Below are 17,704 nucleotides of genomic sequence, written 5' to 3' on the forward strand. Positions count from 1 at the left end.
TCTTCATTGACAAGTTAATTGGAGTGTAAGATGCGAGACTCCTCGAAAATGAAAAAGCACATTTTCTTCGTGCGATGCGACGCTGCCGAAGCCTTCCTTGCCCCGCGGAAAGCGAAGCACCTGGAACGGAAATCAACTACTCACAAAAACACCGTGTTTGACTAAACAATCAAATAAAATAAAAAATTTATAAATATACTCTTGAATTAATTTTTATACAGTCCTATAATGAACCATAACTTATTTAAGGAGTGATGTGATTTGAGAGCAGGAATTATAGGCGTAACCGGATATGGTGGTATGGAGCTATTCCGGCTATTATCTGCACATCCGGAGATTACGGACGTATTTCTCTATTCATCCTCCAAGGCAGGTCAAAAGCTTTCAGATGAAGTTCAGCATTTATACCAAATCGTTAATCATCCGCTTCGTTCATTAGAACAACTTCACATAGATGAACTAGACATATTATTTTGCTCAGCTCCAAGCGGTGTTTCATCAGAGTTGCTTCCTCCTCTAGTCAACAAGAATTTGAAGATCATTGATTTAGCAGGAGATTTTCGTATCAAGAACAGAGACACATATCGTAAATGGTATCGCAAAGAACCTCCAGCAGCATCACTTGTGAATAAAGCGGTTTACGGATTAACGGAATGGAACAGAGAAGAAGTCCAAAAAGGGGGATTGATCGCGAACCCAGGGTGTTACCCAACCGCAACATTGCTTGGACTTCTCCCGTTATTAAAGTCAGGCATGATTAAGCACACATCTCTTGTGATCGATGCTAAGAGCGGGATATCGGGAGCGGGTGCATCACCTAACAAAGGAACGCTTTTTCTCAAGTCAACGATAGTTTAAGCATTTACAAGATACATCAGCATCAGCATATTCCTGAGATTGAACAGACCATTCAAACAATCACGGGCATCGATACAAAAATTACGTTCAACACACATCTCGTTCCAATGACAAGAGGAATCATGGCTACGATGTATGCGGAATTAGAAGAGGATGTTAACTCTCAATCTGTAAAAGAAATATACGGCGAATACTACAACAAAAAACACTTTGTACGTGTTTATGACGAGAAAACAAACCTGTTTACAAAGCAAGTTTACGGGTCCAATTATTGCGATCTCACTTTTGCTGTTGATGAACGTACGAATCGAATTACGATTGTTTCTGTCATTGACAATCTGTTAAAAGGGGCAGCAGGTCAGGCCGTTCAAAATATGAACGTGATGTTTGATCTCGATGAAACAGAGGGACTAAAACATTCACCGATGTTCCCGTAAATATTAGGAGGCAGGATACATGCAGGCGACAAAGGCGGCTATTCAAAAGATAACAGGAATTAATATTGCGACTCCAAAGGGCTTTTACGCGAGCGGTCTTCATTGTGGTGTGAAACATAAAAAGCTCGACTTAGGCTTGTTATACAGCGTCACTCCAGCAAACGCAGCCGGTGTTTATACGACAAATCAAGTACAGGCAGCTCCGCTGAAAATTACGCAGAACAGCATTTCACAAGAAGGAAAGCTTCAGGCGGTTATCGTTAACTCAGGTAATGCAAATGCATGTACCGGAAAAAAGGATTAGCTGACGCACAGAACATGCAGCTTCAAACCGCTCAAAAGCTTGATATTCCTTCTCATTATGTTGGAGTAGCTTCTACAGGTGTAATCGGTGAACATCTGCCTATGGATAAAATTTCAGCAGGGATCCAAAAGCTAGTCCTAGATTCAGAGTTAAAAGGTTCAATAGATTTCTCACAGGCGATTTTAACAACAGACACCGTTTCAAAAAATACAGCGTACTCCCTGAAAATCAATGATAAAAACATCACGATTGCAGGTACAGGCAAAGGGTCTGGAATGATTCATCCAAACATGGCTACGATGCTTGGCTTTATTACAACAGATGCCGCGATCAACCAAGGTGACCTTCACGAAGCACTCAGTTATGCGGTGGAGCGAACGTTTAACTGCATTACGGTGGACGGTGACACTTCAACAAATGACATGGTGCTCATGCTGGCAAACGGAATGGGTGAGAATGAAGAGCTGAACAAAAACCATCCTGAATGGGAACTGTTCTTAGAAGCACTTGTCCTCGTTTGTGAAGATTTGGGCAAACTTATTGCGAAAGATGGAGAAGGTGCAAGCAAGCTCATTGAAGTTAATGTGTTAGGTGCGAAAACAGAAAAAGAAGCTAGAATCATAGCCAAAACCGTAGTAGGTTCACCTCTTGTTAAAACAGCTGTTTTTGGATGTGATGCGAACTGGGGCAGAATTATCGCCGCAGCAGGATACAGTGGAGTTAAATTTAATCCAGATGCCGTGAAGATTTTAATAGGCGAAAATGAAGTCGTTGTAGACGGAGAACCTGTTCCTTTTTCAGAAGAGAAAGTTCGAAACTACTTAAAAAGCCATGAAATCCACATTACCGTTATTTTATCTGAAGGAAACGGTAACGGCCGGGCGTGGGGATGCGATTTAACGTATGACTATGTTCAGATCAATGCAAGCTATCGAACGTAAAAGGATGTGAGTGTTGTGTTTCATGTTGTGAAAATTGGAGGAAGTACACTAGCTGATCTACAGCCTGCATTTTTTGATGTTCTTAAAAAAAGGCTTGAGCTAGGTGAAAAAATTGTTATCGTTCACGGAGGTGGACCTGAGATCAATAAAAAACTTAAGAAATCAGGACTTCCGTTAGAAATGAAGAACGGAATAAGAATAACAACAAAAGAAGCGCTTTCCTGCGTTAAGGTTGCTTTAAAAGACATCACCAACAAAAACCTTGTACATGTGCTTAATCAACAAGGGATCTCAGCACATGGTTTGTGCGGATCAGAGCAATTCCTCATACAATGCGATTTTTAGATGTGAAGCAATATGGATGGGTTGGAAGTGTTAAAAAGATAAATACAGAAATCATTGAAAACGTGCTGAACTCAGGTAAGGTACCTGTAATCGCATCTCTTGGTGTAACAGACAATGGTGAAACAGTGAACATCAATGCCGATACAGCGGCAGGAGAAACGGCAGCTGTTTTATCAGCTGACTCGATATGCTTTGTTACCGACACGTCAGGCATTCAAATTAACGGAAAATGGACGGCTTCACTAACTGTTTCTGAAATACTTAATGGAATCGATGAAAACCACATCCATGGAGGAATGGTACCGAAAGTGGAGGCAGCTATAAAGTGTCTGGATTTGAATATTAAAGAAGTGTTAATCACGGATCAAACACTCTCAGGTACTAAATTGCTTAAGGAGGTCATGGTTTCATGAGTTCACTCTTTCCTACGTACAAAAGAAAACAAATACAGCTTCAAAAAGGAATCGGAACAATCGTTTATGATCAAAACAACAAGCGTTATTTAGATTTCACAAGCGGAATCGCTGTAACCAGTCTAGGGCATTGTCATCCTGAAGTGGTAAAAGCATTAAGGGAACAGAGTGAGAATATCTGGCATACATCTAATCTTTTTGAAATACAGCAACAAGAGCTTCTTGCTGAAACCTTAATTAATCAAACCAATTTAGACGCTGCTTTTTTCTGTAATAGTGGGGCTGAAGCAAACGAAGCTGCCATCAAGCTTGTGAAAAAATTCACAAAACGAAATAAGATCATTACGTTTAACGATTCGTTTCATGGCCGCACATTCGGTTCTATGTCAGCAACTGGTCAAGAGAAAATAAAAGAAGGCTACGGACCGCTACTTTCAGAATTTATCCATCTTCCTTGGAACGATATTCAGGAGCTCAAAAATACGGCTGACTTTGACACAGCAGCGATTATGTTGGAAGTGATTCAAGGTGAAGGCGGGGTAAAAATAGCTGATCCATCGTTTTATAAAGAAGTGCAAGAAATGTGCAAGAAACATGACATTCTCTTAATCATAGATGAAGTTCAGACGGGGATTGGCAGAACAGGAAAAAGATATGCTTATGAACATTTTGATTTAGATCCTGATATGGTGACTCTCGCAAAAGGGTTAGGCAACGGTTTTCCAATAGGGGCTATGCTTGGTAAAAGCAAGTTAATTGAAGCATTTGGACCAGGCAGTCATGGAACAACGTTTGGAGGAAATCCGTTAGCGTGTGCAGTAAGCCAATCGGTTTTAAACATCGTTTTTAACGACATCTTTTTAAGCGAGGTAGAAAGAAAAGGTATAAATTTTAAAAAGAGATTAGAAGATACCTTAATGAAACTGCCATTTGTAAATGAAATTCGAGGAGAAGGGTTATTGATAGGTATTGAGTGTGATCATGCTAGCGAGTTAATGAAAGCCCTTGAAGAGAACGGCTTACTAACGGTTCCGGCTGGTGAGAAGGTAATTCGATTATTGCCACCTTTAACCGTAACAGATGAAGAGTTAGAAACTGCACTGCAAATCGTCACCGAAGCGTTTAACAACATGTATACAAAAGCCATTTAAGGACGAATAATCCTTATTTTTTATACGTATAAGTGAATAAAAATACAAACAAGTATATGTTTTATACAAGGAGTGGAATGCATCATGAAAGGCTGCATTACTTTATCAAATGACATTTCTTTTGAAGGTGACTGGATTGGAAACCATCATTATGGTTCAGGAGAAATTGTATTTTATACAGGAATGACAGGATATGAACAAGTATTGACAGATCCTTCTTATCAAGGACAGATCGTTGTTTTCTCTTATCCTTTCATTGGGAACTATGGTTTTGACTCTGCAAGTATGGAATCTGCAAAAATTCAAGTAGCCGGTGTTGTGATGGCTGAGTGTTATTCATTTGAGGAAAAAGGGAGCCGCCAATCACTAGCAGATTTACTCAATGAGCACGATATTCCTGCGCTTACAAATGTGGATACAAGGTCTCTTATCCAGCAGATCAGAAAGAAAGGGTCTTTACCTGCTGTTATGCACCTGCCTAATACACAGCCACAATGTTTTTCTTTAGAAGAATATTGGCCAGCAACAACCATTACGAAAGCAGGATCAGGAAATACACATATCGTTTTGATAGATTTTGGATACAAAAAGTCCATTGTTGACGCTCTAGTCAATGAGGGCTGCACCGTTACTGTTGTTCCTTTTGATCACGATTTAGCTGACATTGAGAAACTCAATCCAGATGGTTTCGTTTTTTCAAATGGTTCAGGTGACCCTATGAGGTTTTCAAACTATTTTCATCGTTATAAAAATATTGCCGTCCGCTATCCCGTGCTCGGCATCTGTCTCGGGCATCAAATTCTAGCACTAGCATTTGGCGGTGAAACACGCAAGTTGAAGTTTGGTCATCGCGGGGCGAATCATCCGGTTATGAACCTGAAGACGGGGAAGGTGTCAATGAGTTCTCAAAATCATAGTTATGTCGTAAAAAAAGAGAGTTTAGCAGCTACCGGGTTTAACGTTTGGTTTGAAAATGTGAATGATCAGAGTGTTGAGGGGCTATGGCATAGCACATATAACATTGTGAGTGTCCAATTCCACCCAGAAGCAGCACCTGGTCCAAATGAACACAAAGAAATCTTCCAAAACTTCATCCATACCGTACAACATAAAGAGAAGGTGAGAAGTTATGCCTAAACAACAAGACATTCAAAAAGTGCTCGTTATTGGTTCTGGCCCAATCGTAATCGGGCAGGCAGCTGAATTTGATTATTCCGGCACACAGGCATGCAAAGCGTTAAAAGAAGAAGGTATAGAGGTTGTTCTAATCAACAACAATCCTGCAACAATCATGACGGACAGCACTTTTGCAGACGTTATTTACTTAGAGCCGCTAACGGCAGAATACGCAGAACAGATCATTCAAAAGAGAAGCCTGACGGACTTTTAGCAACCGTTGGCGGTCAGACAGGGCTTAACTTAGCGATGGAACTTCATGATAAAGGAATCTTGAAAAAATATGGCGTTAGACTTTTAGGCACAGACATTCACTCGATTCGAAAAGCAGAAGACCGAGATGAGTTTCGTTCATTGATGAAGCTTCTTGGAGAACCGGTGCCTGAAAGTGAGGTCGTAACATCTCACCATGAGGCCATTGAATTTGCTGAAGTAACGGGCTATCCCGTTATTGTTCGTCCAGCATATACGCTTGGAGGATTTGGCGGAGGTATTGCACCAACCAAAGAGAAGCTTACGTCACTTGTTAAACAAGGTCTGTCAGCCAGTCCGATCAACCAATGCTTAATTGAAAAAAGTATTGCGGGCTACAAAGAGATCGAATATGAAGTGATGCGCGACAAAAACGGAACATGCATTACGGTTTGCAACATGGAAAACGTTGATCCTGTCGGCATACATACCGGCGATTCGGTTGTTGTAGCTCCAAGCCAAACGTTAACAGATGATGAGTATCAGTCTCTCAGAAAAGCGTCGTTAACGATTATCAACGCGCTTGAAATAGTGGGGGATGCAACATTCAGTTCGCTCTTCATCCTCATACATCTGAATATTACTTAATTGAAGTAAACCCGCGTGTGAGCAGGTCTTCCGCTCTTGCATCAAAAGCGACGGGATACCCGATCGCAAAAATAGCAGCTAAACTGGCACTCGGATATAACCTTCATGAACTGAAAAACCCGGTAACAGGAACGACTTTTGCAAGTTTTGAACCTGCATTGGATTATGTTGCTGTAAAAATGCCAAGATGGCCGTTCGATAAGTTTCATCATGCAGACCGAAATCTTGGAACACAGATGAAAGCAACGGGAGAAGTAATGGCGTTAGAGAGAAACATGGCTTCAGCTTTCAAAAAGCGATCCGTTCACTTGAACTTAAAACGAACGGTATGTATTTAAAAGAACTATCTGTTATGCATGAAGATACGTTACTTGATCTTGTTGTTTCTGCAGATGACCGCCGCTTTTTTGTCGTACTGGAACTTTTGCGACGAGGAATTTCGGCAGACAAAATTCATGAATTAACACAGATCACACCTTACTTTTTAGCCATATTTAACGAGATGGTTTCCATGGACCACTCGCTGCAAAAAACGAAACTGCATACCGTCGAGAAAGAGCAGCTGAAGAAAGCCAAAAAGTTAGGTTTTTCCGATTCATATTTGTCTGACATTTGGTCTGTAACAGAATCAGAAGTACGACAAAAGAGAGAAGAGTGGGACATCACGCCAACATACAAAATGGTGGATACGTGTGCAGCGGAGTTCGAGGCAAAAACGACATATTTTTATTCGAGTTGGAGCGGAAAAAGCGATAAAGTCCCGGAGCGAAAGAAAAAGTGGCCGTTATAGGATCAGGTCCAATTCGTATCGGGCAAGGTGTGGAATTTGACTATTGCTGTGTGCATAGTGCTATTGCTCTTAATCGTAATGGATATGAAGCCATCCTGATCAATAACAATCCCGAGACAGTCAGTACTGATTATGAAGTATCCGACTCTCTATACTTTGAGCCATTAACCTTTGAAGACATTTATCATGTATTGCAGTTTGAAGGAATTTCTGACGTGATACTGCAGTTTGGCGGTCAAACGTCCATCAATTTGGCAAAGGAATTAGAAGATGCAGGCTTCTCAGTGCTTGGAAGTCCAGCAGACACGGTTGATCAAATGGAAGACAGAGACCGTTTTTATCAATTCTTGGACTCTATACACATTCCTAAATTAGCTGGATACACCGCTCAAAATGAAGCGGAAACCAAGAGCTCTGCTAAGAGACTAGGGTTTCCGGTTCTTCTTCGCCCATCATATGTTATCGGGGGAAGCGGGATGAAAGTTCTTCATTCTGAGAGTGAACTAACAAGCTTTTTAGGAAGTGAACAGATAAGCTATCCTGTCCTAATTGATACGTTTTTACAAGGAACAGAAGCTGAAGTAGATGTGTTGACTGATGGTACAGACATCTTTGTACCGGGAATCTTTGAACACATTGAAGGGACCGGTGTTCATTCAGGTGACAGCTTAACCGTAACGCCACCACAGACGCTTTCTGAACATGTGACGAAGCAAATCTTAACGCATTCAAAAAAATAGCAGCGAATATGAACTATAAAGGTCTGTTCAACATTCAATTTGCTATTAAAGATGAAACGGTATATGTCATTGAAGTAAATCCTAGAGCATCCCGAACAGCACCGATCATGAGTAAGATTACAGATGTGAATTTGCTTCAAAAGGCAACACAATTACTGCTTGGAGCACCATTAAGCTCACTAAATCTTGAAGCGGAACATAACGGACAGCCTTTTATCACAGTGAAAGCACCTGTTTTTTCAACGATTAAACTACCTGGTGTTTCACCTGTTTTAAGTCCAATGATGATTTCAACAGGAGAAGTAATCGGTACCGATACAAAGTATGATTCAGCTTTACTTAAGGCACTAAAAGGTTCAAGTCTTCAACTCGCTGATCTTTGGAGTGCTAAAGGAAGTATTTTGCAGAAGGAGAGTCAGCTGAACTAGAAGCTAAGAAATGGTCAACATTTGGCTATTCCATCAGTACGTCAAAAGAAATTTCTTTTAATGAGTGGTTAAAAACAGAGGATAAAGCTGTTTATATGAATTTTTTCAATGATTGTGAATGCCAGAATGCCAAAAGTGCCGTTTTAGAAAGAGTTCACGTTCTGACTAGAAAGGAAACGGCAAACGCTTATTATAAAGCACTGCATGTTTTAAACAAACCGAGAAAGGAAGTGCTGATCTGATGTCTATTGTACACCCCTACGCACAACACGAACAAAGAAAGATTTTCTTACGCTTATGGATTATTCTACAACTGAAATTATCGATCTGTTGAATCTAGCTAGAGATTTGAAAAAGCAAGGTCCATCTGCACCACCATTGTTAAAAGGAAAGATTTTAGGAATGATCTTTGAAAAATCATCCACTCGTACTCGTGTTTCTTTTGAAGCTGCAATGCTGCAGCTTGGCGGTCATGCCATCCATCTTTCTACCCGTGACATACAGATGGGAAGAGGAGAATCGATATCAGATACAGCAAAAGTATTATCTGACTATTTAGATGGATTGATGATTCGTACGTTTCATCAATCGACTGTTGAAGAGCTTGCTCATAACGGCTCTATCCCAGTTATTAATGGCCTCACAGATGACTTTCACCCATGCCAAGTGCTTGCGGATCTGTTAACGATTCTCGAATACAAAGGTTCGTTTAAAGGGAAGAAGTTGGCATACATTGGAGATGGGAATAATATGGCACACTCATTGATGATCGGCGCAGCCAAAGTTGGAATGGATTGCACCATAATTGCTCCGAAAAATTATGAGCCAAAGGAAAGTATCGTTTCTTATACGAAAGAGGTCGCAAAACAAAACGGCTCAATCGTAGAAGTAACGAATGATCCGATCACGGGTATTAAAGACAGCGATGTCATCTACACAGATGTATGGGCGAGTATGGGGCAGGAGGATGAGGCACAAGAGCGTATCAATCATTTTAAAGAGTATCAAGTGAATGCTGAGCTTGTTTCACATGCGAAAAAAGATTATATTTTCATGCATTGCTTGCCTGCACATCGTGAGGAAGAGGTAACAGCTGAAATCATTGATGGGCATCATTCGGTCGTCTTCCCAGAAGCGGAGAACCGCCTTCATGCACAAAAAGCATTGCTTGTTCATTTGATGTCATAATAAAAGAAAGTTACTTTTAAGTGATCCTTTGTTGCTTGTGGAAGTGGTTGATTTCCGTTTCAGGAGCTCCCTTTCCGCGGGGCAGGCGGTGAGCCACATCCGTACGTGTCACTCTTAAGTGTCTCACCTGTCTACTTGCAGTGGCTAGCCCCTCGAGGTCAAAAGTTAAATGGTCAATAAGGCAAAGTGCGCCTTATTTGCCCATTCACCTTTTGCTTGTCGGGGCTGAACGAGCCACTTCCACTTTTCGGACTGCCCGCCTGTCCCGCAGGAGTCTCGCACCTTACACTCCAATCAACTTGTCATTGTAGTGTTTTTTTTAAAAATAAAATCAAAAACGAAAATCTTTTAGTAAGACTGTTTCAGAAGCATTGTTGTTCTTGTAATACAGGATTCTAGAGCAGAAATTAACCCCACCCTATTAGCAACTAGCTTGCAAAAACATTCAAAAAAGAAGCCGCTCTGAAAAGAGCGGCTTCTTTGTTAAAATTAGAATACTTGTTCTAATTCAACAACACCAGGTACTTCTTCAAGAAGTGCACGTTCGATACCAGCTTTTAGTGTAATTGTAGAACTTGGGCAGCTTCCGCAAGCACCCATAAGGCGTACTTTTACTACACCTTCTTCAATATCCACTAATTCCACGTCTCCTCCATCACGAAGAAGGAACGGGCGTAATTTATCAAGAACTTCTTCAACTTGTTCACGCATCTCTAAGTTTTGAGTTTCAGCCATAACTATCAAGGCTCCTTTCTTAAAAAGAACTTACTTATAGTATACGGGAAATGGAATAAAAAATCCATGAGCAAGCATCATGATATTTGTGCCTTTTTCTTTTATACAAAATAAGGTATGATGAAAGCAAATAAGCGCATACATTGAGGTGATTCTTCATGAGTAACTCACTTATCATTAAGGTATATGGTGCAGAACAAAAATGTGCCAGCTGTGTTCATCTTCCATCAGCAAAAGAAACGGCTGAATGGCTAGAAGCTGCAATCTCAAGAAAATTTCCGAACTTGTTGTTTCACGTTCTTTATATAGATATGGAGAAACCGGAAAATGAGATTGATCAGGCATTTTCAGAAAGAATTATGGAAGAAGATCTTTTTACCCAGTAGTTGTCATAGACGGCGAGGTCGTTGCGGAAGGCAACCCGAATTTAAAATCCATTTACAATATTATTGAACAAAACGGTTACGGCGCTGTAAGTTAAGCGCCTATTTTTTTATATTGGGTTTGTACACATGCTTTGCCCTTCTTAAGAGAATATGATGTATGGAAAAAAGGAGGCACATTGCATTGTTGAACCCTTTAAAAGGTAAAAGCTCTAAAGATGAGTCGTCATCGTCGTTTGCAGGACATCATCACCATCATTATCATGACCTTTGTCTCAAGTATATGGGGCAGAACGTCACGATTGAACTGAACGATGGGAATGTCTATCATGGTCAATTGCATAGCTATGATCAAGATAACATGTATATGGTCATGCCAGGTGAGACTGCAGAGCGTAATAGCCGTATTATTTTTGTCGGGCCGTTTTTCCCTGGGTTCGGGGTTTTTGGTTTTCCGTTCTACCGAATACGCCGTTTCCGTCCTTATTGGTGGTAAAAACAGCAAAAGACCCATGCAGCTGCATGGGTCTTTTCTATGCTTGATATTTCTTATACTTGATATTTATATAACCAGAGAATTCCTGATTTTAATAATCGAGGCACTCGTCCGATAAGAGCTGTGCTTCCCATCGTACCGAAACCACTCTTCTTACCGAGCGATCCCATAACACCTTTTAATTTAATCTCGTTCATCTCAGGCAGTGGCTGTTCGTTCCATCGTGCTAATAGAACTTGTGAGATTTGCTCCGCTTGTTCCTCTGCGAGCTGTGCACTAGGTGCGTAAGGAAGACTTGCGCAATCTCCTACTACATACACATGTTCATCAGAAGGGAGGTGATGATGCTCACTTAGAACCACTCGTCCTTGACTGTCTTTTTCAACATCTAAATCACGTACGATGCGGCTAGGTTGAATACCCGCAGTCCAAACGATAGCGTCACATTCAACTTTTTCATCGTGATTAAACAATGCGCCTTCTTCTACTTTTGTAACATTAGAGTTGTTAATGACCTCAACCCCATGTTCAACGAACCAGTTTTGTACATAATTACTTAGTCTTTTCTTATATGCAGATAAAATCATGTCACCGCGGTCAAAAAGCTTGATAGTAAGATCCGGACGGCTTTCGCGAAGTTCAGATGCAAGTTCTACACCAGAAAGGCCGGCACCCACAACGGCAACCACGGCGTTTGCATGCAAGTTATTTAAGACTTGATACGTATGACGTGATTTATCAATTGTCTGAATGCTTAATGTATATTGATCTGCGCCTGGAACATTGTGATACTTGTCCTCACAGCCAAGGCCAATTACTAAATCATCATACGAAACAGCATCTTGATCTTTTAGTAGTACTTTCTTTTCTTTTACATCAATTTCTGTAACTTCACCGTATTTAATATTTAAGCGTGGATGATCAGGAAACGTTACGCGAACATGATGATCTGAAATGGTTCCTGCAGCCAGCGCATAGTATTCGGTTTTCAAACAATGATAAGGTACACGGTCAATAAGCGTAAGCTGAATGTTTTCAGGGAGGTCTGAGGAATTAAGAAGTCTCTTCAACACACGCATATTTCCATATCCTCCGCCAAGTAAAACGAGGTGTTTCATTTGTCATTTCCCCTTTTCTTTCAAGACAATTCTTATCTGTTTTTGTAGTGCTTTATATAAGTAAATATCCTTAACTCGAAATAAGTAAACGATTTCACGTTTTTGACATGTTTAAGTATAGCACTTTGCAACAAATTCACAACTCTTTTATGGAAAAAACACAGGAAGAATGAGTGTTTACATTGACTAGCTCTTAAGAAAGAGTTAGGATGAATTCATCAAGAGGTGAAAGAAAAAATGAGACCGATTATAGAGTTTTGTGTAAGTAATTTAGCAAGTGGTGCACAAAAAGCGCTCGAAGAACTCGAGAAAGACTATGATCTTGATGTAATTGAGTATGGATGTCTAGGCTATTGCGGACACTGTGCCAAATCGCTTTTTGCTCTCGTGAACGGAGATATCGTGCACGGAGAAACATCAGATGAACTTGTTAAAAACATCTACAATCATATAGAAGAAAACTTTATGTTTTAAGAAGCAGCTTCTCTAAAAAGATGAGAGGCTGTTTTTTTATTGGTTAAGGCATTTTATTATGGGAAAAATATCTAGTAATGAATTTTATAAAAACGATTGCATTTTTGTCGAAATTTGTTACATTAGAAAAGGGTCAGTCATTCGATGTCTGACAACTGAACGACTAAAATTATTTAATTATGTAAAATAATTGAGTAAAGTAATAAGGGGGAACTTTTATGTCAATCTTAATAGGAATTTTGGGCATTATTGCATTAATTGCAATCGCTTTCATTATGTCCAATGACAAAAAGAACATTAATTTTAAAGCGGTTGGAATTATGTTGGTTGTACAATTATTGATAGCTTGGTTCATGCTAAATACAACAGTAGGTAAGACCGTTTTAAACAAAATTGTAAACGTTTTTAACAAGGTCCTTTCATTTGGTAATGATGGTATCGCGTTTGTATTTGGAGATTTAAGTGGAAAAGAATACTTCTTCATTAACGTATTGATGATGATCGTGTTTGTATCCGCTTTACTTTCAATTTTAACGTACACACGCATTTTACCTCTTGCCATTAAATACATTGGTGGTGCTGTTGCAAAAGTTACTGGACTGCCAAAAATTGAATCTTTCGTTGCTGTCAACTCAATGGTGTTTGGTGATACTACTGCAATTATCTCTGTTAAGTCTCAATTGCACAAACTATCGGCTAACCGATTGTTCGTAGTTGTAACATCTTCATTGGTAGCAGTAAGCTGTTCAATTCTCGGTGCTTACATGCAAATGATTCCTGCAGAATACGTTTTAGTTGCACTACCGATTAACGTATTTTCAGGACTGATCCTTTCATCAATCGTTTGTCCTGTAACTTCTGATGAAGATGAAGAAATTGATGTTAAAGAAATGGTGAAAGAAAAGTCATTGTTTGAAGCGATCGGAAACGGTGCTTTAGATGGTGGTAAAGTTGCTCTTATCGTAGGTGCGATGCTTATTACTTATATCGGATTACTTTCAATGGTCAACTTTGCATTCGATGCAGTGACTGGTTTGACATTCCAACAAATTTTGGGCTATGTGTTTGCTCCAATCGCTTTTATCATGGGTATTCCTGCTAATGAAATCGTTCAAGCAGGTTCAGTAATGGGAACTAAAGTTGCAGCCAATGAATTCGTAGCGATGCTTGACTTCATGAAAATGATTCCGGACATGGATCCTAAGACAGTAGGTATTGTCTCAGCATTCCTAATCTCATTTGCTAACTTCTCATCTATTGGAATTATCTTAGGAACTGTTCAAGCGATCAATGGAGAAAAAGCTTCTATGCTAGCTAAAGTCGGCTTAAAAGTATTGCTTGTAGCTACTATGGGTTCTGTCCTAACTGGAACAATTGTAGGATTATTCTTATAAAAACAAATTAAATTTCAAAGTGCTCGAAGCTCAAGCTTCGAGCATTTTTTGTACTGTATTTAACAGGAGTGTGCCTAACTATTTTGCACTTTACGCTAAGCTTTCCACGATTATTCAAAAAAACGTTGTGGAGCCTTCTCCACAACGTTTTTTATCATTATATTTATGCCTGCTGAGCAATCTGTTTCATCACCCATGGCTGCATTCGATTATATAGTGCTAAAAACAGTAACGTAATAATTGTTCCTTTTATCAAGTTAAACGGTGTAATACCTTTTAGAATCAGGTCCATCATCATTTGGCTAGACATCGGGTCAGCACCTAGGAACCACGTATAGGCTGGTAAGATGATCAGATAGTTAAGTAGTCCCATCATAAATGTCATCAAAACCGTTCCTAGAATTAAGCCTGTTGAAAGACGTTTAACCGTATGCTTTTTGCGGAATAAGTAGGATACTGGCAGAATGAAAAGAATCCCGGCCACAAAGTTTGCTAATTGACCAACGGGTACACCTGTAAAACTTCCTACAATTCCGTAATGAAGTACATTTTTTATTGCCTCAACCATTATTCCTGCTGCAGGTCCGAATATGATGGCAGCTAGCAGTGCAGGCACCTCACTAAAATCAATTTTTAGAAATGGAGGCAGTCCTGGAAACGGAAAGTCGAGCATCATCAGTACATATGCAATCGTACTGAGCATCGATACCGCTACCATTTGTTTGATTTTTCCCTTTTGCATTGAAATCTCTCCTCTTTTGTGTTGCGCCATCTCATGATTTCGAATGCAGCACAGCCTGTTTTACACAAAAAAACCTTAGTCGATAAAGAACGGACTAAGGGAGTTTGTATGATAAACAGCATGTAAAAGAAGCATTTTTTACAAAAATGGTAAAATGCGCACTTAAACAAAGGCTCATGTACACGAACCGCTGTACCAACATCTTCTCCCATCCAGACTATACTGTCGGCTCTGGAATTGCACCAGATCAGCAATGTGGTGACATCGATATGATGTCTAGCCTAAACGGTTGTTTCGGCATTTCCAAATCGCTCACGGGCTGATGAAGAGGGAATCTTCAATTACCGCCGGTCGGGAATTTCACCCTGCCCCGAAGATGGATCGCTATTGTATTTTGTTACATCACCTATTATACTTTAAAAAATGTAAGTTGTGAACGAATAAGCAATAACCATACCTTCCAAATAGAGGATGAACTCACATGAAATTGACCTTTGAATATACATGGCCGTATGAAAGAATGATGAATGATATCTATATTTCGGAGTGTCCGTTCTGTAAACAAGATAATGTTTTAACTTCTTTTAAAGAAGAACAGATGAATCTTGCCAAAGAAGGCATTAAACAGATTTTAATCATGCCGTGCTGTCATGGCAAGATAACGATCTTAAACGCGGATGACGATTATTTCTATACAGATGAAAAATTAAGAGGGCAATCATAAGGAGTAATTAGAAGCATGAACACTTTGAAATTCACAAAAATGCATGGACTCGGCAATAATTACATTTACGTCAATATGTTTGAAGAAAGAATCGCTGAAGCTGATTTGCCTGAACTAGCAGTAGCTGTTTCAAATCCTTATACGGGAATCGGTTCAGACGGTATGATCTTAATCTGCCCAAGTGATGTGGCACCTGTTAAGATGCGGATTTTTAACAACGATGGTTCAGAAGCCAAGAACTGTGGCAACGGTCTTCGATGTGTAGCGAAATATGCGTACGAAAACGCAATTGTGGAAGAAACAGAATTTCAGATTGAAACCCTTGGCGGAATGGTAACCGCGAAACTAACAACAGATAATAACAACACAGTATCCTTAGTGACGGTAAATATGGGGAATCCTATCCTTCAGCCTGAACAGATTCCTGTAAATGGCTTTAAAGAACGTGATCAAGTTATTAACGAGTCTGTTTCATTCGATGGTAAAGATTTAAAAATGACTGCCGTATCGATGGGTAATCCGCACGCCATCTTCTTCGTTGATAACATTAATGAAGTGCCACTGCACTCGCTTGGTCCTGTTATTGAAAAAGATCCAATGTTTCCTGATTGGGTAAATGCAGAGTTTGTTGAGATGGTCTCCGAAAATGAAATGCACTTTAGAGTTTGGGAGAGAGGTTCAGGTGTCACACAAGCATGTGGTACGGGAGCATGTGCAGCGGCTGTAGCTGCAATTCTGAACGAAAAAGCCGCACGAAACACAGATATTACGGTCCATTTAGCGGGCGGAGATCTTATCATCAATTGGCAAGATAACGGTGATGTGTTGATGACCGGCCCAGCAGAAGTAATTTGTACAGGTGAATATCATATAAAATAAACAAAAGTGCAGGCATCGATGCCTGCACTTTGCTTTTAGTATTTTTGAATAATGTTGTAAAACGTATCTCGTTCAACGGGAACTTTGTTTGCTGTTTTAATCAAGTGGACAAGTTCCTTTCGAGTGATACCTGATGAAGTTAGTGCACCAACTGCGTGTGAGATGCGCTCTTCAATTAATGTTCCGTGAATATCACTAGATCCAAACGTTAATGCCATCTGAGTAAGCTGAACACCTATGTTGATCCAATATGCTTTTACATGATCAAAGTTATCAAGCATCAAACGGCTGATCGCGATTGTTCTCATATCGTCAAAAGCAGAAGTTCTTCTCATCAGACCCATTGATTGTGTACGAGGTTGCATCGCCAGTGGAATAAATACCATGAAGCCATTCGTTGCGTCTTGCAGCTGACGAAGGCGATCCATATGAATCAGACGTTCTTCTTTCGTTTCAATCGATCCATATAACATCGTTGCATGAGTTTTTAATCCTAATCCGTGTGCAATTTCGTGAGCCTCTAACCATTGGTCGGTAGAAGCTTTATCAGGACTCATCTTTAAGCGATAACGCTCTGTAAGTATTTCGGCACCACCGCCAGGCATCGTATCTAAGCCTGCTTTAATAAGCTCTTCTAATACTTCTTTCATGGAAAGTCCAGAGATTCTTGAGAAGAACTCGATCTCAGCTCCTGTATAAGCTTTAATCGTTACTTGTGGGTAGTGCTTTTTCAACGTGCGGATCGTATCTAAATAATAATCAAACGGCACTTCATGATTATGGCCACCCACGATATGAAACTCTCGGATGTTATCGTTCCAGCGCTTTTCTACATAGCTCAACAGCTGTTCATCATTCATCGTATAAGCGCCTTCTTCACCAGGCTTGCGCTTAAATCCGCAGAAGCTGCATGTCGCTTCACATACGTTAGTCGGATTGATATACAGATTTTCAATGAAATAAACGTGGTCCCCATTCTTGCGGGTATTCACTTCATTAGCTAAAGATGCAACGCTCAAAAGATCATTCGTTTCATATAAATATAAACCGTCTTCAATTGATAGACGCTCGCCATGAGTTACTTTTTCAGCAATTGCTGCCATGTGCGTATCAAGAGTCAATATATTTGCCATTTTTTATCCCCCTAA

At 40.0% G+C, this 17,704-nt stretch carries 15 protein-coding genes, 5 pseudogenes and 1 riboswitch; of the genes and pseudogenes, 16 read left to right on the forward strand and 4 right to left on the reverse strand.

Annotation, left to right across the window (positions count from 1 at the left end; all coding sequences use genetic code 11):
- The first annotated feature begins 30 nt into the window (after positions 1-30).
- From ACEWFH_RS06520 to argF, 10 genes and pseudogenes are all read left to right on the forward strand, one after another.
- Positions 31-165, forward strand: a complete 135-nt coding sequence (locus ACEWFH_RS06520) for a hypothetical protein (protein WP_473726589.1) — start codon at positions 31-33, stop codon at positions 163-165.
- Between the two features lie 96 nt (positions 166-261).
- Positions 262-1,295, forward strand: a pseudogene (argC, locus tag ACEWFH_RS06525) (N-acetyl-gamma-glutamyl-phosphate reductase).
- Positions 1,296-1,314: 19 nt separating this feature from the next.
- A pseudogene (argJ, locus tag ACEWFH_RS06530) lies at positions 1,315-2,540 on the forward strand (bifunctional ornithine acetyltransferase/N-acetylglutamate synthase).
- A 15-nt stretch (positions 2,541-2,555) separates the two neighbouring features.
- Positions 2,556-2,885: an amino acid kinase family protein gene (locus tag ACEWFH_RS06535; RefSeq protein ID WP_473726590.1), complete on the forward strand. Its 330-nt coding sequence runs from the start codon at positions 2,556-2,558 to the stop codon at positions 2,883-2,885.
- Positions 2,873-3,298, forward strand: a complete 426-nt coding sequence (locus ACEWFH_RS06540) for an amino acid kinase family protein (RefSeq protein ID WP_473726591.1) — start codon at positions 2,873-2,875, stop codon at positions 3,296-3,298. The genes ACEWFH_RS06535 and ACEWFH_RS06540 overlap by 13 nt, the downstream gene beginning before the upstream one ends.
- Complete coding sequence (locus ACEWFH_RS06545; RefSeq protein WP_473726592.1) at positions 3,295-4,449, forward strand: acetylornithine transaminase; 1,155 nt, start codon at positions 3,295-3,297, stop codon at positions 4,447-4,449. Before ACEWFH_RS06540 ends, ACEWFH_RS06545 begins: the two co-directional genes overlap by 4 nt.
- A gap of 84 nt (positions 4,450-4,533) precedes the next feature.
- Entirely contained in the window at positions 4,534-5,586 is a 1,053-nt protein-coding gene (locus tag ACEWFH_RS06550) for a carbamoyl phosphate synthase small subunit (RefSeq protein WP_473726593.1), read from the forward strand.
- Positions 5,579-7,051, forward strand: a pseudogene (locus ACEWFH_RS06555) (carbamoyl phosphate synthase large subunit); the annotation flags it as partial. The gene ACEWFH_RS06550 and the pseudogene ACEWFH_RS06555, both read left to right, overlap by 8 nt.
- Before the next feature lie 233 nt (positions 7,052-7,284).
- A pseudogene (locus ACEWFH_RS06560) lies at positions 7,285-8,423 on the forward strand (carbamoyl phosphate synthase preATP-grasp domain-containing protein).
- 297 nt (positions 8,424-8,720) lie between these two features.
- Positions 8,721-9,611, forward strand: coding sequence for an ornithine carbamoyltransferase (argF, locus tag ACEWFH_RS06565; protein WP_473726594.1), 891 nt, complete (start codon positions 8,721-8,723; stop codon positions 9,609-9,611).
- 489 nt (positions 9,612-10,100) lie between these two features.
- On the opposite strand, the gene ACEWFH_RS06570 is transcribed toward argF, so the two are convergent.
- Complete coding sequence (locus tag ACEWFH_RS06570; RefSeq protein ID WP_066238880.1) at positions 10,101-10,346, reverse strand: NifU family protein; 246 nt, start codon at positions 10,344-10,346, stop codon at positions 10,101-10,103.
- A gap of 158 nt (positions 10,347-10,504) precedes the next feature.
- Between ACEWFH_RS06570 and ACEWFH_RS06575 the strand changes: the two are divergent.
- A pseudogene (locus tag ACEWFH_RS06575) lies at positions 10,505-10,827 on the forward strand (YuzD family protein).
- 86 nt (positions 10,828-10,913) lie between these two features.
- A complete protein-coding gene (locus ACEWFH_RS06580) occupies positions 10,914-11,225 on the forward strand; it encodes an LSM domain-containing protein (protein WP_473726595.1) in 312 nt (103 codons plus the stop codon).
- A 53-nt stretch (positions 11,226-11,278) separates the two neighbouring features.
- Here the strand turns inward: ACEWFH_RS06580 and ACEWFH_RS06585 are convergent, their stop codons facing one another.
- On the reverse strand, positions 11,279-12,343 hold the full coding sequence (locus ACEWFH_RS06585) for an NAD(P)/FAD-dependent oxidoreductase (protein ID WP_473726596.1): 1,065 nt from the start codon (positions 12,341-12,343) through the stop codon (positions 11,279-11,281).
- A gap of 237 nt (positions 12,344-12,580) precedes the next feature.
- Here ACEWFH_RS06585 and ACEWFH_RS06590 point away from each other — a divergent pair, with 237 nt between their 5' ends.
- Positions 12,581-12,817, forward strand: coding sequence for a YuzB family protein (locus ACEWFH_RS06590; RefSeq protein ID WP_473726597.1), 237 nt, complete (start codon positions 12,581-12,583; stop codon positions 12,815-12,817).
- A 218-nt stretch (positions 12,818-13,035) separates the two neighbouring features.
- On the forward strand, positions 13,036-14,211 hold the full coding sequence (locus ACEWFH_RS06595; RefSeq protein ID WP_473726598.1) for a NupC/NupG family nucleoside CNT transporter: 1,176 nt from the start codon (positions 13,036-13,038) through the stop codon (positions 14,209-14,211).
- 163 nt (positions 14,212-14,374) lie between these two features.
- Here ACEWFH_RS06595 and ACEWFH_RS06600 read toward each other — a convergent pair whose 3' ends face one another.
- On the reverse strand, positions 14,375-14,953 hold the full coding sequence (locus tag ACEWFH_RS06600; RefSeq protein ID WP_289494657.1) for an ECF transporter S component: 579 nt from the start codon (positions 14,951-14,953) through the stop codon (positions 14,375-14,377).
- 196 nt (positions 14,954-15,149) lie between these two features.
- Positions 15,150-15,335: riboswitch (FMN riboswitch) on the reverse strand.
- 99 nt (positions 15,336-15,434) lie between these two features.
- On the opposite strand from ACEWFH_RS06600, the gene ACEWFH_RS06605 reads away from it, so the two are divergent.
- Both ACEWFH_RS06605 and dapF read left to right on the forward strand, forming a co-directional pair.
- The gene (locus ACEWFH_RS06605; protein ID WP_473726599.1) at positions 15,435-15,677 is read left to right on the forward strand and encodes a hypothetical protein; all 243 of its coding nucleotides are present in this window, start codon (positions 15,435-15,437) and stop codon (positions 15,675-15,677) included.
- Between the two features lie 15 nt (positions 15,678-15,692).
- Positions 15,693-16,556 (forward strand): diaminopimelate epimerase, encoded by an 864-nt coding sequence (gene dapF / locus ACEWFH_RS06610; RefSeq protein WP_473726600.1) that lies wholly within the window; start codon positions 15,693-15,695, stop codon positions 16,554-16,556.
- Between the two features lie 35 nt (positions 16,557-16,591).
- Here dapF and mqnE read toward each other — a convergent pair whose 3' ends face one another.
- Entirely contained in the window at positions 16,592-17,689 is a 1,098-nt protein-coding gene (mqnE, locus tag ACEWFH_RS06615; protein WP_473726601.1) for an aminofutalosine synthase MqnE, read from the reverse strand.
- Between the last annotated feature and the right edge of the window lie 15 nt (positions 17,690-17,704).

Source organism: Fictibacillus sp. EA-CB0309 (assembly GCF_055814265.1).

Excerpts from the sequence above, each read along its gene's own strand:
- ACEWFH_RS06600 (WP_289494657.1), bottom strand. The coding sequence starts at position 14,953 with ATGCAAAAGGGAAAAATCAAACAAATGGTAGCGGTATCGATGCTCAGT.
- dapF (WP_473726600.1), top strand. The coding sequence starts at position 15,693 with ATGAACACTTTGAAATTCACAAAAATGCATGGACTCGGCAATAATTAC.
- ACEWFH_RS06520 (WP_473726589.1), top strand. The coding sequence starts at position 31 with ATGCGAGACTCCTCGAAAATGAAAAAGCACATTTTCTTCGTGCGATGC.
- ACEWFH_RS06590 (WP_473726597.1), top strand. The coding sequence starts at position 12,581 with ATGAGACCGATTATAGAGTTTTGTGTAAGTAATTTAGCAAGTGGTGCA.
- ACEWFH_RS06595 (WP_473726598.1), top strand. The coding sequence starts at position 13,036 with ATGTCAATCTTAATAGGAATTTTGGGCATTATTGCATTAATTGCAATC.
- argF (WP_473726594.1), top strand. The coding sequence starts at position 8,721 with ATGGATTATTCTACAACTGAAATTATCGATCTGTTGAATCTAGCTAGA.
- ACEWFH_RS06550 (WP_473726593.1), top strand. The coding sequence starts at position 4,534 with ATGAAAGGCTGCATTACTTTATCAAATGACATTTCTTTTGAAGGTGAC.
- ACEWFH_RS06540 (WP_473726591.1), top strand. The coding sequence starts at position 2,873 with ATGCGATTTTTAGATGTGAAGCAATATGGATGGGTTGGAAGTGTTAAA.
- ACEWFH_RS06545 (WP_473726592.1), top strand. The coding sequence starts at position 3,295 with ATGAGTTCACTCTTTCCTACGTACAAAAGAAAACAAATACAGCTTCAA.
- ACEWFH_RS06570 (WP_066238880.1), bottom strand. The coding sequence starts at position 10,346 with ATGGCTGAAACTCAAAACTTAGAGATGCGTGAACAAGTTGAAGAAGTT.
- ACEWFH_RS06605 (WP_473726599.1), top strand. The coding sequence starts at position 15,435 with ATGAAATTGACCTTTGAATATACATGGCCGTATGAAAGAATGATGAAT.
- mqnE (WP_473726601.1), bottom strand. The coding sequence starts at position 17,689 with ATGGCAAATATATTGACTCTTGATACGCACATGGCAGCAATTGCTGAA.
- ACEWFH_RS06585 (WP_473726596.1), bottom strand. The coding sequence starts at position 12,343 with ATGAAACACCTCGTTTTACTTGGCGGAGGATATGGAAATATGCGTGTG.